Origin of the sequence: Paenibacillus sp. E194, assembly GCF_000935845.1 — a bacterium.
Lineage (GTDB): Bacteria > Bacillota > Bacilli > Paenibacillales > Paenibacillaceae > Paenibacillus_B > Paenibacillus_B alvei_B.
On the sequence record NZ_JMDX01000149.1, the window covers coordinates 1 to 15,396 of the forward strand.

Annotated in this window: 14 protein-coding genes; 3 read left to right on the forward strand and 11 right to left on the reverse strand. The window is 46.4% G+C overall.

All coding sequences use genetic code 11. From position 1 onward, the window contains the following. Positions 1–7: 7 nt before the first annotated feature. The 6 genes from AZ66_RS19080 to AZ66_RS19105 all read right to left on the reverse strand — a co-directional run bounded on the left by AZ66_RS19080 (position 8) and on the right by AZ66_RS19105 (position 6,975). Complete coding sequence (locus AZ66_RS19080; protein ID WP_052648657.1) at positions 8–223, reverse strand: ArsR/SmtB family transcription factor; 216 nt, start codon at positions 221–223, stop codon at positions 8–10. 341 nt (positions 224–564) lie between these two features. Next, the gene (locus AZ66_RS19085) at positions 565–1,482 is read right to left on the reverse strand and encodes a DUF4180 domain-containing protein (protein ID WP_044356285.1); all 918 of its coding nucleotides are present in this window, start codon (positions 1,480–1,482) and stop codon (positions 565–567) included. Between the two features lie 182 nt (positions 1,483–1,664). Continuing rightward, complete coding sequence (locus AZ66_RS19090) at positions 1,665–2,399, reverse strand: response regulator transcription factor (RefSeq protein ID WP_021252150.1); 735 nt, start codon at positions 2,397–2,399, stop codon at positions 1,665–1,667. 149 nt (positions 2,400–2,548) lie between these two features. Beyond that, the gene (pnpS, locus tag AZ66_RS19095; RefSeq protein ID WP_021258992.1) at positions 2,549–4,369 is read right to left on the reverse strand and encodes a two-component system histidine kinase PnpS; all 1,821 of its coding nucleotides are present in this window, start codon (positions 4,367–4,369) and stop codon (positions 2,549–2,551) included. Positions 4,370–4,429: 60 nt separating this feature from the next. Beyond that, positions 4,430–5,425, reverse strand: coding sequence for a bile acid:sodium symporter family protein (locus AZ66_RS19100; RefSeq protein WP_052648660.1), 996 nt, complete (start codon positions 5,423–5,425; stop codon positions 4,430–4,432). After that, positions 5,425–6,975 (reverse strand): fumarate hydratase, encoded by a 1,551-nt coding sequence (locus tag AZ66_RS19105; protein WP_044356291.1) that lies wholly within the window; start codon positions 6,973–6,975, stop codon positions 5,425–5,427. Before AZ66_RS19105 ends, AZ66_RS19100 begins: the two co-directional genes overlap by 1 nt. Before the next feature lie 242 nt (positions 6,976–7,217). Here AZ66_RS19105 and yfbR point away from each other — a divergent pair, with 242 nt between their 5' ends. Together yfbR and ytvI (AZ66_RS19115) are read left to right on the forward strand one after the other, a co-directional pair. Then, on the forward strand, positions 7,218–7,847 hold the full coding sequence (yfbR, locus tag AZ66_RS19110) for a 5'-deoxynucleotidase (protein WP_044356286.1): 630 nt from the start codon (positions 7,218–7,220) through the stop codon (positions 7,845–7,847). A 104-nt stretch (positions 7,848–7,951) separates the two neighbouring features. Next, positions 7,952–9,103, forward strand: a complete 1,152-nt coding sequence (gene ytvI, locus AZ66_RS19115) for a sporulation integral membrane protein YtvI (protein ID WP_231586951.1) — start codon at positions 7,952–7,954, stop codon at positions 9,101–9,103. Positions 9,104–9,180: 77 nt separating this feature from the next. On the opposite strand, the gene AZ66_RS19120 is transcribed toward ytvI (AZ66_RS19115), so the two are convergent. From AZ66_RS19120 to citZ, 4 genes are all read right to left on the reverse strand, one after another. Continuing rightward, positions 9,181–9,624 carry a hypothetical protein gene (locus AZ66_RS19120; RefSeq protein WP_044356287.1) on the reverse strand — a complete coding sequence of 148 codons (444 nt, stop codon included), beginning with the start codon at positions 9,622–9,624 and terminating at the stop codon, positions 9,181–9,183. 158 nt (positions 9,625–9,782) lie between these two features. After that, the gene (mdh, locus tag AZ66_RS19125; RefSeq protein ID WP_021258996.1) at positions 9,783–10,733 is read right to left on the reverse strand and encodes a malate dehydrogenase; all 951 of its coding nucleotides are present in this window, start codon (positions 10,731–10,733) and stop codon (positions 9,783–9,785) included. Positions 10,734–10,747: 14 nt separating this feature from the next. Next, positions 10,748–12,046, reverse strand: a complete 1,299-nt coding sequence (gene icd, locus AZ66_RS19130) for an NADP-dependent isocitrate dehydrogenase (RefSeq protein WP_021252158.1) — start codon at positions 12,044–12,046, stop codon at positions 10,748–10,750. Between the two features lie 133 nt (positions 12,047–12,179). Next, a complete protein-coding gene (gene citZ / locus AZ66_RS19135) occupies positions 12,180–13,292 on the reverse strand; it encodes a citrate synthase (protein WP_044356288.1) in 1,113 nt (370 codons plus the stop codon). Positions 13,293–13,640: 348 nt separating this feature from the next. Between citZ and ytvI (AZ66_RS19140) the strand changes: the two genes are divergently transcribed. After that, positions 13,641–14,756, forward strand: coding sequence for a sporulation integral membrane protein YtvI (ytvI, locus tag AZ66_RS19140; RefSeq protein WP_021258999.1), 1,116 nt, complete (start codon positions 13,641–13,643; stop codon positions 14,754–14,756). Positions 14,757–14,844: 88 nt separating this feature from the next. Here the strand turns inward: ytvI (AZ66_RS19140) and AZ66_RS19145 are convergent, their stop codons facing one another. Then, the gene (locus tag AZ66_RS19145; RefSeq protein ID WP_036590083.1) at positions 14,845–15,237 is read right to left on the reverse strand and encodes an FxsA family protein; all 393 of its coding nucleotides are present in this window, start codon (positions 15,235–15,237) and stop codon (positions 14,845–14,847) included. Positions 15,238–15,396 lie beyond the last annotated feature (159 nt).

The window sequence follows — 15,396 nt, forward strand, 5'->3', positions numbered from 1 at the left end:
CCGTTTTTTAACCTCCGTTTTTTGCCACTGCGATCAACTCATGCTTCTCCAGCTCATTCAAATGATAGTGAATTTTGGCCCGCGGAATTTCGAGTTCCTGTGACAATTGCTGCCCGGTATACGACTTCGGAATAAGGAGGCTTACGATGCGGCAGCGAAGGGGATCACTCAATTGCTTCAGCTGATCATAATGCACCAGCGTCATCATCTGCTTCTGTTTCATTTTATTACACATCCTTATTAAATTTACTCCGTCAGTTTTATTTACTCGTATAATATGATTGGAGGTATAAATTGTCAATCAATTTCAACCTAAATTTTTCCTAAAGGAACCTTCTCTCCTACACTTATACACCATTCAATATAAAAAAAGCTGTTTTCTTGTAGTGATCCACTACAAGAAAACAGCCTTCGAACATCCTGCTCTTGAGGCGTTGCTTCATCATGCCGTACGATACCAGGTATCGTATACAGCAAGGCCTCGTCAAAATTGCGACTTACATCCCCGCCATTCTGGAAATTACATATTCGTTTCTCTTACTTTCTCTTAACGTCGATTAACCGTTACTGAATAAGCCAGTTCTCCGCATCTGCTCGCGTTTCAAAAACCCCGAAATGATTGCTGCGATTGGATTCTCCCACCATTTCCTTAAAGCGGCCTCTATTTAACGATGGATCGGGAATGATGACAGCCGTCTTCACATGATAGTTCGTAAATTTTTGAATCATTCTTCCCGCTACGCCCGTTCTAAGACTAAAGAACTCCCCAGCAAGAGCTTCCCCGTGTACCAGAAGCAACTCAACATCATGTTCCTTGCACAATGCAATCAAATCTGCAGCATCCTGCTCCGTACTTAGCGGCGTGTCGCTTGCCATCAATTCGAGATATGGCTTCATTTCGTTTTCGACGAGTTTATAGTTCATAGTCATTCTCTCCTTCATTTGATTTCTTTCCTTAAGCTCCATGCGAATTCCCTGCACCCATTTCAGTTCATTGCGATAGCTGGACAGCAGATTTTCAGAAATTTTATTCCACAAAAAGGCTTCCCGCTCATTTCGATTCGGCTCTGGGAGTCCGCGATTCATTTTTTCTTGCTGATAGACGAGCTGCAGGTTGATCTTGTCCTCATACCGATCCAGCAGATCGTATAATTCCTCGTCGCTCAGTTGATCCGCCCACGCCAATTGGATGAGAAACGTGTTCTTAAGCTCAGGAAGTTCAGGTTCTTCAAGCACCCATTCTTTTAATCGGCGCATTCCCTCATCTGTAATGCTGTAAATTTTTTTGGATGGAGAACTTTCCTGATGCTTGATTTCGTTGGTAACCAGACCATCATCCAATAGCTGAACAAGCGATTTATAGATTTGATTGTTATTGCCGGACCAATACATCGCTGATGAGTCCTCAAAAATCTTCTTCAATTCATAGCCGGAAGCCGGCTTCCAGCTCAGAAGCCCCAGTATGGCATATTTGATCGACATCGAAAAACACCTCATTAGGTTACTAATAACATAGGTTAATAATAATCTATATGATTGATAATGTAAATACTGGATGGTTGATCAGATCAATAAAAGACAAATAGGGCTGTCCCACAATCACATCGGATGTGACGGGACAGCCCTACTATATTAAAGATTCCATATTCTAATTTTCTTGCAACCTAAGATGGAAGCACACCCTGCTTCTTATGAACGACAAGCTTGTAGCCCACGCCACGAATCGAATCAATCTGCACAGATTGTTGATTCATCTCAAGCTTCTTGCGAAGAGAGCTGACATGCACATCTACTGTCCGCTGTCCGCCAATATAGTCAAACCCCCATACGGCGTTCATCAGGTCGTCTCGTGTTACTACTGTTCCAGGGCGCTGTACTAAATATAACAATACTTCAAATTCCTTAGGCCGCAGTGGAATGAGATCATTATGAAGCGTAACCTCATACTTCTCTGGATAAATCCGCAGATCGCCAAGTGCAATCATCTTGTCATCAGACTCTTCGGATAATGTCAATCCTGTTCCGTCACTAGATGTCCGTCTTAGCACCGCTCCCACTCTTGCCAACAGCTCTGCAACACCGAATGGCTTCGTAATATAGTCATCAGCACCACATTTCAGACCTTGTACGACCTCTTCCTCTGCATTTCGAGCAGTTAGAACAATCACGGGGGTACGAATCCCTGCCTGTCTTACTCGCGACAATATTTCGAAACCGTTCATTCCCGGAAGCATAATATCAAGAACAATAAGATCAAATTTGCGATGGAGCGCCATCTGCAAGCCCTGAGTCCCATGATCGACAACCGTTGTCTCATACCCTTCCAAAGTCAGGTTGTAGGACAGCAGTCGCGCCAGTGTCGGTTCATCTTCAACTACCAATACTTTAATCTCTGACATAATCTTCCTCCGAAAGTCGAATCGATTATACGTAATCGTCTTTCTTCATCGTTTCTCAACATTATCGTAACATATATCATGTGATGTTGACCAAGCATTTTTTGAAAATGTTGAAAACTAATGAAAGCCAGCCGATCTCATTGCTTGGCTTACTTTACACTATTCGATAACATCTGAATATCTTGCACGACAGGCAATTCGATAGTGAACGTCGTACCTACGCCAAGTTCACTGTCTACGCGAATCAATCCATGATGAGCATCCACGAGATGCTTCACGATGGACAAGCCTAGGCCAGTTCCTCCGGAACTGCGAGATCGTGCCTTATCAACACGGTAGAAGCGCTCAAAGATGCGCGGCAAATCCTTCTTCGGAATACCGATGCCTGTATCGGATATAGTCAGACGAATCCACTCAGCTTCCCCGTTCTCGCTATGTTCAATCGACATTGCCACAATTTTTACGTGACCGCCTTCTGGCGTGTAATTAATCGCATTCGACAAGAGATTCAGTACAATTTGACGGAAGCGATCCTCGTCAGCCTCCACATACATATCTTGTTCTGTACTCAGAAGGACATCTATTCGCTTCTTATCAGCTTCCTTCTGGAGCATCTCCACCGTCTTCTCCAAGAATAGATCGACCTGAACTGGGGAATATTGCAGCGGCACCCGCTTCGACTCTATCTTAGACAGCTCCAATATATCGCCAATTAAGCGATTCAACCGTTCACTCTCATCATGGATGATCTGCAGGAATGACGATGCTATCTCTGGGTCATTCATCGCGCCATTCATTAAGGTCTCCGCAAATCCCTTCACCGCGGCGATCGGTGTCTTCAATTCATGGGACACATTAGCCACAAATTCACTCCTCATTCGTTCAAGGCGCCGAATTGCAGATACATCCTGCATGACAAGCAATACACCTGCCCATTCATTGTCTGTGAAGTAAACAGGTACTACACTAACATCAAGCAGACGCTCTTCTGGATAATACAGTGTAATCTCATCATGACTCGCTACTTTGCGTTCCAGCACCTCAGCAGTCATTTGCTGCATCTCAAGAGGCGCTCGAACCTCTTCGAAGGTGCGCCCGATCCACTCGGTGCTCTTAATGCCTAATATATGCTCCGCCTTGCGATTCAACAGGCCTACTTGGCCCTGCGCATCAATCATAACAATGCCATTAATCATATGCTCAAGCACTGCCTGAAGGCGGCTTTCTTTCTCTCGAATTTGCGACATCTGAATCTGCAGACTATCAGCCATCGCATTAATCGCAGATCCAAGCTGCCCGATCTCATCTTTCCCGACAGATTGTGTTCGTGCCCGATAGTCCATCTGCGCAATACGCATCGCGACGCGGGTCATGTTCTCAATTGGCCGTGTCATGTTATAAGCGATTCGGTAGCTGACAATAGCTGCAACAAGGAACAATAAAGCAAGCCCAATCGCTAGATAAGCCCACAACTCACGGACACTGCTCTCAACATCTTCCAGACTCATTGCTAAGCGTACGTAGCCATCGAAGTTTGGAGTATGAACAGGACTAGCAACATACAGCATATTTTGCCGAAGGGTGTCACTATAGCGAATTTTGGATCCTAATCCATCCTTCTTCGCAGCAGCGATCTCTTCTCTGTCCAAGTGATTATCCAACTCAGCTACTGGACGGTCAGAATCTCCGACAACGGTTCCATCCTTCAGTATGAACGTAACCCTTGCGTCAGCACTATCATGCAGCTTGCGAGCCCAGTCCGTGTAGTAGCTGGCAATCTCTTCGAAGTTGTCTGCCTGCTTCCAAACTAGGGTCTGCTCGATGAGCATAATTTCCCGGGACATATTTTGCTCAAGCTGCCGAATATGACTCGTCTTGAATGTAGATGCCATATAAATGCCCGCTGTTAGCACTGAAATACCGATAAGCAAGACAAACACAAAGGTCAACCTTGTGCGAAAACGTGACATGCTTCTACTCCTTCTCTCTGCTTCAATTCATTGTTGTTACTGTCTACGTATTAATCCTACTTATCCCTTTTCCGTTTGACCAGCAGAAAGTTTATTAATCTTTTGTAAAATTGCATGATAAACGGTTGCCGCTGGCTGCTGAATTAATATGGCGAGCACAACAGCAACAGCTGTTTCCGGCCCGAAGTACCTCATCGCTAGCACTAGACCAAGCGAGATATTGCGCATCCCTGAAGCGAAGCCCAACGTCCCCTGAATTGCTGTGCCGCTGCGCTTGAACATAAAGCTCAATCCCCAGCCTAGTGCATAACAGACGGCGACGAGCAGCAGCACGACGAAGAACAGCCCTATTGCCTCACTCCCCCATGCCCGCACATAGGGGCCAATCGCTGCTGCATTCAAGAGTACAACACCAACAAATGCAGCCTTCGATGCAGGCAGAAGCACGGGCGCAGCAGATGCCTTGGCCTTGCCTCCTGACCATTCATATATGCAAATGCCTGCTGCGGTTGGAACCACAATAATCCACAGCAAATCAAGCAGCATCGCCCATACATCGAATGCAATGGTAGCCCCGAACATCGCAGACAGCGATGCGGGAACAACGATGGGGCTAAGCAGTGAGTCCATGACCACTAGAGCCAACATCAGAGGGACAGATTCTCTCGCCATCTCCACCCACAGCACAGAAGATATCCCTAACGGGATAATCGTGAACAGAACGAGCCCAGCAGTATAAGATGATCCTGCACCGAACAGAAGCGTGCCTATCCCATAGGCTGCGATCGGTGAGATGATATGCGTCAGAATGAATACGGCCGCGAATAGAACCGGCTGCCGAAAGGCGCCCATCACATCACGGCGTCCACATCCTAGCCCCATAATGAAAGTAACAAGTCCGAACATCCACGGAACGTAGGGCACGAACGGAAGCAATGGCTCACTACAAAGAACCCCCAGCACCAAGCAGCTGGGGATAAGCAAGTACATATACCGTTCGAACCAATCGTTCACGATCAGACCGACATTACGATCGAACTTTATTTTTCGATTCATTAGAATACCGGAGCCTTGAACTGAGACAGCTTCTCAAGCGAACTCCGATCCACATCTGCATGCAAGCTGTTCCCATGGGAATCCATCGTAACAATTGCTGCAAATCCTTCTACGTCCAAATGCCACATTGCTTCTGGAATACCAAATTCCATATAGTCAACGCCGTTTACACGCTTGATGCACTCTGCATAATATTGCGCAGCACCGCCAATTGCATTCAAGTACACCCCGCCATGCTCCTGCAAGGCAGCCAGAGTCTTCGCTCCCATCCCGCCTTTGCCAATAACAGCACGAATGCCGAATTTCTTCATAATATCACCTTGGTAAGGCTCTTCGCGAATACTCGTCGTCGGACCAGCAGCTTTGACATGCCAGCCTTCCTCATCCTTCAGCATGACAGGACCGCAGTGGTAGATAACTGCCCCATTCAAATCAACCGGAGCATCATGATCCATCAAGTACTTATGAAGGGCGTCACGGCCAGTGTGCATCTCCCCATTTATAATGACAACATCGCCCACACGCAAGGAACGAATCGCTTCCTCCGTAATTGGAGTAGCCAGCACGACTTGACGACTCCCTCCTTGCTCGGAGGCAGCTGCGACTTGTCCTGCGTTCTCTGATTCCTGTGAAGCTGCCATAGCAACCTCTGTTCCGCGCTCATATATCCATTCGCGGATAGCTCCCGAATTGCTGTCGATAAGCACGCCCTGACGACGGAATGCCCAGCAGTTGTAGGCAACAGATACGAAGAAGCTTGCTGGTAGACGGTTCATCACGCCAATTTTACATCCAAGCAGGGTAACTTCACCACCGAAGCCCATCGTTCCAATTCCTAGTTCGTTAGCTTTCTCCATAATATACTGCTCAAGCTGTGCCAAATCAGAATGAGGATTCACATCATCCGCCTTGCGGAACAGTTGATGCTTCGCAAGATCATATCCAGTCGTTCGATCGCCACCGATGCCAACACCGATGAAGCCTGCACTGCAGCCCTGCCCTTGAGCCTGATAGACAGCATGCAGGATACACTTGCGAATGCCGTCCAGATCACGGCCTGCCTTGCCGAGCCCCTCCAATTCCGCAGGGAGACTGTATTGAATGTTCTTATTCTCACATCCACCGCCCTTGAGAATCAGCTTCACTTCAATGTCTTCACGTTCCCACTGCTCGAAGTGGATGACCGGCGTGCCTGGTCCTAGGTTATCTCCGCTGTTCGCTCCTGTTAAGGAATCAACTGAATTCGTACGAAGCTTGCCCTCTTTCGTTGCGCGGCTAATCGCTTCGCGAATGTCTTTCTTCATTTGGATTTGATTCGCTCCAATGGGTGTATGTACAATAAAGGTTGGCATGCCTGTGTCCTGACATATCGGCGACACATTTTTCTCAGCCATGGTGATGTTCCGAGCGATTGTGCTCAAGGACAAGCCGGAACGCGTTGCAGCATCCTCTTGTGCCTGTGCCTCTTGAATCGCGCGCCTTACATCCCCTGGCAAATTTGTAGACGTTTCTACAATTAAATCGTACACACTCTGCAAAAATGATGTCATCATGAACTTGCTCCTCTCATCTCTAATCATCCCGGGAAATGAGTGTTCTTGATGCAGATCTCGGAAGCATCGGGAAGTAGTCTTTGTTACAATTTCGTTAAATGAGTTCCAATGCTATTATAATATCACAAGGCGTGCACCTAATCGAAGCATTTTCCACGCCTATATCCTGCGACAATCCACAGTCAACTGATTGCTGCAATTGTAGAGCGTCTAGATATCCCCCTGAAAGGAAGGAACCTATGAGTACAACTGAGAATTCAACAACCAAACCCCATCATTTTCTCGCCTATATGTACCGGCTCAAGCATATCGAACGCTGGAGTCTCATGCGTAATACAGACAAAGAGAATGTTGCGGAGCATACCTTCCATGTTGCGATGACTACCCATATGCTGTGCACGATTGCAAATGAGGTGTTCCATAAGCAGGTAGATACCGGGCAAGCTGTAGCATTGGCCTTATTTCATGATGCTACCGAAGTATTTACAGGCGACATTCCTACTCCTGTCAAGCACCACAACACCCGACTGCTGAACAATTTCCGTGAAATTGAACAGTTGGCCGCCGAACGCTTAGTCGGGATGATTCCTCCCGAATTGCAAAGCATCTACACGCCCCTCATTGACTCGCAAGGAGATCATGAGTTGCGAAGTTATGTGAAGGCAGCCGATCTGCTAGATGCCTACGTCAAATGCATCAGTGAGCTAGCTGCTGGCAATCGCGAGTTCGAAGTCGCCAAGCGCCAGACGGAACAGAAACTGAAGCAGCTGAATATGCCAGAGGTACAATATTTCCTGACTACGCTCGCTCCGAGCTTCAACATGACTTTGGATGAAATATCTCTATCGGATGAAGAAGAGCATACCTAAGAGCTGATGTCATAGACACATATGTGAAGTCGAGTATGAATTCATGTGTTTGTTACAATAATGGAAATACCAACACCACAGATTGATTTCATAGAAAGGAAGTCATGAATGCCTATTTTCAATCCTACTCTCGTTCACCGCATCTTCCGAGCAGCATGGGTACTACTGATCATTGCTTCGTTTACAGCGGTATTCTATTTCGGTTTTTCGATCATTTGCCCGTTTCTGATTGCCTGGCTGCTTGCATACATGATGAATCCAATCGTCGTTTTTTGGAGAAGCGTTGGAGGTTCCGCCGTGGATTCGCCGTGATGACGGCCTTACTGCTCTTCGCAGCCATCATCGCAGGAATTCTGTATCTATTCACGACGAAGATCATTTCCGAATCATGGCATATTATGGGGATCGTGCAGAATCAGATAATGGAATGGAGAATACAGGCTGAAGCCTATTTCTATTCTGCGGAGTTCCAGCATTTTCTCACCGACATGAATGATACATTCAATTTTGCAGACTTGAAATCATCGCTGTCAAAATACACGGGAACGATTGCTAGCGGAGGCACGTTAATAGTCACCTACTTGTTTCATTTCTTGAAAGCTACCGTCTTATTCCTGCCTAAGCTTGCGGTTATCACAGTCATTGTCTTGGTAGCTACATTCTTAATCAGCAAACAGTGGAATACGATTTCATCCAAGGGCAACACACTCATTCCAGAACGGGTACGCCGCTCTCTTGGCGTAGTGACAAATGATTTGCAGAACGCCGTGTTTGGTTATATTAAGGGCCATATTATTCTCTCCAGTATTACCGCATTAGTCTTCTTTCTTGGCTTGCTTGTACTAGGAGTCGAATATGCATTCACCATCGCGCTTATTGGCGGCATTGTAGACCTGATCCCATTAGTCGGCATCCCTGCTATCGTTGTGCCATGGGCTGTATTCGCCTATGTTGAAGGAAATGTATTTTTAGGAACAGGACTGCTCATTATGTGGCCTATTATTCTCGTTACTCGGCACGCCTTTGAACCGAAAGTATATGGGGACAGCATTGGACTGAATCCGCTTCTGCTTCTCATTTTTCTTTATGGTGGTTTGAAGCTGTTTGGAGTACCTGGCATCATTATTGGGATTCTCGCCCTCGTCGTGCTTACTGCGTTGCAGAAAGCTCATGTGTTCCGGGATGTATGGCGCTATATTATGACCGGCTCCTTTTTCAGTAATGAAGACGATCAGGCTGTATCGCTCATCGATTAGTTTAGAATCTTAGACCAACCATAGCGACATTCAAAAAAAATCGCCCGGCTAGACGTAAGTCTGACCGGGCGATTCTATTATCCTGCCGTTACCGTAATGAACTTATAGCTATAAACCATCAGAAGAACAATGACGATGAACAATACGAAGATAAGCGTACTGAAAGTGCGAATCTTGCCTGTAGCTGCTGCATCCGCTTTACCGCTTTTTGCGGACTGTGCTGCAAGCTTAATTTGCTTGCCCATGATGCCGCTAAATGCAGCAATCGCTAGGAAGACAACCGTTGTCAATACCATCCAGAGCACACTGTACTTCGCTTGGCTCATGAGATAACCGCCTGTAATGAACTGAACGATTAAGAAATACTGTCCCAGACGATTCGCCGTTCCCACGCCCACGAGCAGCCCCTCTTGTCCTGCTGTAGACAGCTTGTTTAATTTCCCTACGATAAATGGAACAATGGCGTAAAACCCCATTGCTACTGCACCTAAAATGTGCAAAAGACTAAAGGCACTGTACATGAAATACATTCCCTCCATAGACATGATATGGTTCAATCTTCGTTCCATTATACTAAAATTTACTTACTAACACAAAGAAAGACACCGAAATATTCGATGTCTTTCTTGATATTTCTATGAGATTTGTCACAATGTTCATAAATAATGGAATCATTGCATTATACACGTTCTCCAGCGACCACTTGAATAACGTTACGGACGGATTCAGCCGACTTATCCAGTGCAGCCTTCTCTTCTGGCGTCAGTTCGATCTCGATCACTTTCTCTATACCATCTCCACCGAGTACAGCCAGTACGCCCATAAATAAAGCATCATAACCGTACTCCCCTTCGAGGTAAGCGATGACCGGGAGAATCCGTTTTTTGTCTTTCAAAATGGCTTCCGCCATTTGCACGATGGAAGCAGCTGGTGCGTAGTAAGCACTTCCGTTGCCAAGCAAATTGACAATCTCACCGCCGCCTACACGTGTACGCTGTACGATTTCCGCAATGCGTTCTTGTGGAATGAGGCTCTCAATCGGTACTCCGCCTGCGCTTGTATAACGAACGAGCGGCACCATATCATCCCCATGTCCTCCAAGCACGACGCCGCGTACATCTTCTACGGATACGTTCAACTCTGCTGCAATGAATGTGCAGTAGCGAGCGGTATCCAGAACGCCGGATTGACCGATTACGCGATTTTTAGGGAATCCAAGTGCTTCAAACGCTGCAAATGTCATTGCATCTACCGGATTACTCAAAATAATCACGTAGGCATTCGGGCAATAAGCTTTCACATTCTCACATACCGACTTCACAATGCTCGCGTTCGTAGTCACCAAATCATCACGGCTCATACCAGGCTTGCGAGCTATCCCTGCTGTAATGATGACGATATCGGAATCTTGCGTGTCTTCATAGTTCGATGTTCCTGTAATTCGGCTGTCAAAGCCTTGAACCGGGCCAGCCTCCAACATATCAAGCGCCTTGCCCTTCGTCGGATTCTCCAACTGAGGAATATCTACTAATACAACATCTCCAAGTTCTTTCTGAGCCAACATAAGAGCAGTTGTCGCTCCAGTGAAACCAGCACCAACGACTGTGATCTTGTTGCGTCGAATAGCCATTCGGATTCGACCTCCTAGTTCAAATGATTGATGATGTGGTCAGCAAACTCCGAGCATTTTACTTCTGTCGCGTTTTCCATCAGACGCGCAAAATCATAAGTGACTGTCTTGCTGTTGATGGCGTTTGCCATACCTTTATAGATGAGGTCTGCAGCTTCCTGCCAGCCAAGATGCTCAAGCATCATAACACCAGACAGAATAACAGAACCTGGGTTTACTACGTCTTTATCCGCATATTTCGGAGCAGTACCGTGCGTTGCTTCGAAGATCGCATGCCCTGTCACATAGTTGATGTTCGCTCCAGGTGCGATGCCGATGCCGCCAACTTGAGCAGCCAATGCATCAGACAAGTAATCGCCGTTCAAGTTCAATGTCGCGATGACATCGAATTCCTTCGGACGAGTCAATACTTGCTGCAATGCGATATCTGCAATTGCATCCTTAATGATGACCTTGCCAGCTGCTTCAGCTTCTGCTTGCGCCTTGTTCGCAGCTTCTGTGCCTTCAGCTTCTTTGATGCGGTCATATTGTCCCCATGTGAATGTGTGCTCTGCGAATTCTTGCTCCGCTACTTCATAACCCCAATTCTTGAACGCACCCTCAGTGAACTTCATAATGTTCCCCTTGTGTACGATCGTCACGCTCTTGCGGTTATGCTTGATCGCATATTCGATCGCAGCACGGACAAGACGCTTGGATCCATCGGAGGATACAGGCTTAATACCGATACCTGATGTCTCAGGGAAGCGGATCTTCTTCACTCCCATTTCTTCTTGGAGGAATTGAATCACTTTCTTCACGTCTTCCGATCCGGAAGCATACTCGATGCCAGCGTAGATGTCTTCCGTATTCTCACGGAAAATAACCATATCAACCAGCTCAGGATGCTTAACAGGAGAAGGAACACCGTCGAAATAACGTACTGGACGCAAGCACACGTACAGATCAAGTTCTTGGCGAAGTGCAACGTTCAGTGAGCGAATGCCGCCGCCGATTGGCGTTGTCAATGGACCTTTAATCGCTACAATGTACTCGCGAATGGCTTCCAGCGTATCATTCGGCAGCCATTCACCGTATTCATTGAATGCTTTCTCGCCAGCGAATACTTCATACCATGCAAGTTTGCGTTCGCCGTTGTATGCCTTCTCAACAGCTGCATCCAATACACGCTTGGATGCGCGCCAAATATCACGACCTGTGCCATCCCCTTCAATGAACGGGATAATTGGATGAACAGGAACTTGAAGCTTGCCATCCTCAATCTTAATTTTCTCGCCTTCGGTTGGTGGTGCAAATTTGTCCAATTGAATCACAGATGTTCCTCCTTCAATTTCATTGTCACACAAACAGCTAACGGGAGCTACTCTTCTATTGTAGCAACCCGTCAATTTGTAAGACAACCTATGTTTTCAAAAACTTCTACATTTATCTCAATTAAGTTGATAATTACCGTTCTTGAATCGGGATAAATAACTGACTGGATGGGCCTGTATACTCTGCACGCGGGCGAATGATACGGTTATTGTCCAACTGCTCCAAAATATGCGCTGTCCAGCCGGATACGCGGCTGATTGCAAAGATAGGCGTGAACAAATCTCTCGGAATGCCCAGCATGGTATAGACAGATGCTGAATAGAAGTCAACGTTCGGCTTCAGTCCCTTCTGTCCAGTAACGAGAGACTCAATGCGTGTAGACATATCATACAGCTTCATATCTTGACACGCTTCTCCAAGCTCATGGGACATTTTCTGCAGATGCTTCGCCCGAGGATCTCCGTTCTTATATACACGGTGCCCGAAGCCCATAATCTTCTCCTTGTTGTCAAGCTTGGACTGAATATAATCATCAACACGATCAAGGTCAGCAATCTCCTCCAGCATCACCATAACCGCTTCATTGGCTCCCCCATGCAGCGGCCCCTTCAGCGCGCCGATTGCCGATACAACACCGGAGTACATATCCGACAAGGTAGCAACCGTAACCCGGGCAGCGAATGTAGAGGCGTTCAGTTCATGATCCGCATGAAGGACAAGCGCCTTGTCCATAGCAGATACAGCGCTATCGGAAGGCTCTTCGCCAGTTAACATATATAGGAAATTATAAGCAATGGAATGACCCGGTTTCGGAGAAATCGGCTCCTTCCCTGCACGAACGCGTGCAAAAGCCGCGACCACAGTTGGTAGCTGTGCTTGCAGCGCAATGGCTTTATGTACATTAGCGTCATGCCCCGTGTCATTCGCTTGCTCATCATACAAAGCCAATGCAGAAATCGCAGTACGGAGAACAGCCATCGTATTCGCGTCTGACGGATACAATTTCATTTGTTCAACAACGGCTGAAGGAATTGCAGCGCTCTTCTCCAGACGAGTGCGTAACTCCGAAAGTTCCTCTTGATTTGGCAGCTTGCCGAACCACAATAAATGAATAACTTCTTCGAATGTCGTATGATCGGCCAAATCGTCGATATTATAACCGCGGTATGTTAGCACACCATCGATGATTGAGCTAATAGAAGAAGTCGTTGCAACTATGCCTTCCAAACCTTTCGTTGCTGTCATCTGCCCTCTCTCCTTTGCATATGTAACCTAATACCATCCCATCTTCCTTTTCCCTGTGTTATCTCGATGTGTTTCGATGTATTCCGCCCCGGAAAAAAAGGCAAGTTTTTCTATAATAATGATAATGGATAATGTCGGAAATGTGAACGGTTTCAGTTGAAAAATATGGATAGAAATGCTTTATCAGAGGTATAAACGTTTTTTAAACCTCTTGAAATCATTGAGGATAAAAAGAAAAAATCAAGGAAATTGGGTATGGCGCATAGCATATAGAGAGGGTCGTCCTCCCAGATCGGACGTGCTGGGAAACCGAGGATTTACATTAGATTCATGGAGGTGATTGAGATCATGGAGCAGCACATCATCAAGCGTATTCTTCGCGGAGGGTGGGTATTGACCGTTGGTATACTTATACTCTTATCCTGCTATCTATTAGTCCCCCTGCTCTATCCGTTTCTCATTGCCTGGCTGATCGCTCTAATGCTCAATCCCGTTGTTGAGTGGATGTCAGAACAGTTCCGTATGCCGCGATGGCTAAGTGTTACGATATGTTTGACCCTGTTCATTACGTCGATGCTAACGGTTGCGGCAGCGGTAGTTACACGTGTGGTGAGAGAGGTTTATAATCTGTCCATTTCTATGGATCATTTTCTACGTCTATGGAGGGAATTCTTTATTCAGCTGTTCGAAAATGATAAGGTTCGCACATTTCTTGAAACGCTTGGCTCCTTATACAAAGATAATCCAAATCTTCAAGGCTCGATCAACAGTAACTTATCGAGCACTGCAGAAAAGATAACGACAGTGATCACCAACTTCATCACCTCTTTTCTGGATGCGATCGTCCGTCTCTTGTCCAGCCTTCCAAATGTGGCATCCATCTCGATCATCATTCTCTTATCCGCCTTCTTCATAAGCAAGGACTGGTCGCGTTGGATGGGCATCCCTGCACGTGCCATGCCTGCTTCCATTAATCAATCCATGCGTACGATCTGGGGCGATCTGAAGCAGGCCCTATTCGGTTACTTGCGAGCCCAGTTGTTTCTGATTTCCATTACGATGTTCATCATTACAACAGGACTCATTGTTCTGCGCGTGGATTATGCAATCACCATCGGCCTTCTCGTCGGCATTATCGATTTGCTGCCATACCTTGGTGTCGGTGCTGTCATGATTCCATGGATTGTATACTGCTTTGCCGTTGATCAAGGTTCGCTTGGCATTGGCTTACTTATCGTGTATGCCATCGTCCTGCTCACGAGGCAGATTATGGAGCCGAAGGTACTGGCGTCAACAGTCGGTCTTGATCCGCTCCTCATGCTAATTGCCATGTTCGTCGGCATGCAGTTGTTCGGCTTCCTCGGACTTATTGTCGGCCCCGTCTCCCTCGTTCTGCTGTCTGCCATGAAGCGTGCAAATGTCTTTCTGGATTTACAGACGTATATTATCAGTGGAAGAAAATAAAAAAAGGCACTGTTCAAATGTAGACAATGCACACAAAAACGCCCGCCACATGGTTCTTCACCATACAGCAGGCGTGTATATTTCAAGATTAGAAACGACGGAAATAAATAAAATTTCCGTCCTTCATCTTTTTCTCCAACCACTTAAGCAGATAGTGCCTATAGATCGGTCTAGTCAGCGGAAATACTAGTGTGAAGCCAATAATATCCGTAAAGAATCCCGGTGTAAGCAGCAAGATTCCTCCTGCAAGAATACATAGGCCTTCTACAGCAGAACGTCCCGGAATTTGCCCCGCTTGCATCTGCTTCTGAGCTTCTGCCAACACTTGATTCCCCTCGTAGCGCGCAATTACTGCTCCGATAACCCCGGTAAGCAATATCAACAGGAACGTATTCCAGCCCCCTACCCAGTTGCTCATCAGTACGAAACCGTACACTTCCAGTGCAGGAATTAATGTCAGAGTAATGAGTACCCATACCATCGGATTCAAGAACCATTCCCTCCCTTGCATAATGACTTATGGATTGCATCTTACATTACAATCATGCAACTCTCATGGATTACATTCCAAGTAGAATCATTCCCATCCATCTCTTGAAATGGAGAAATCAACATCCTTCATAAGAAGATGGATTAAGAG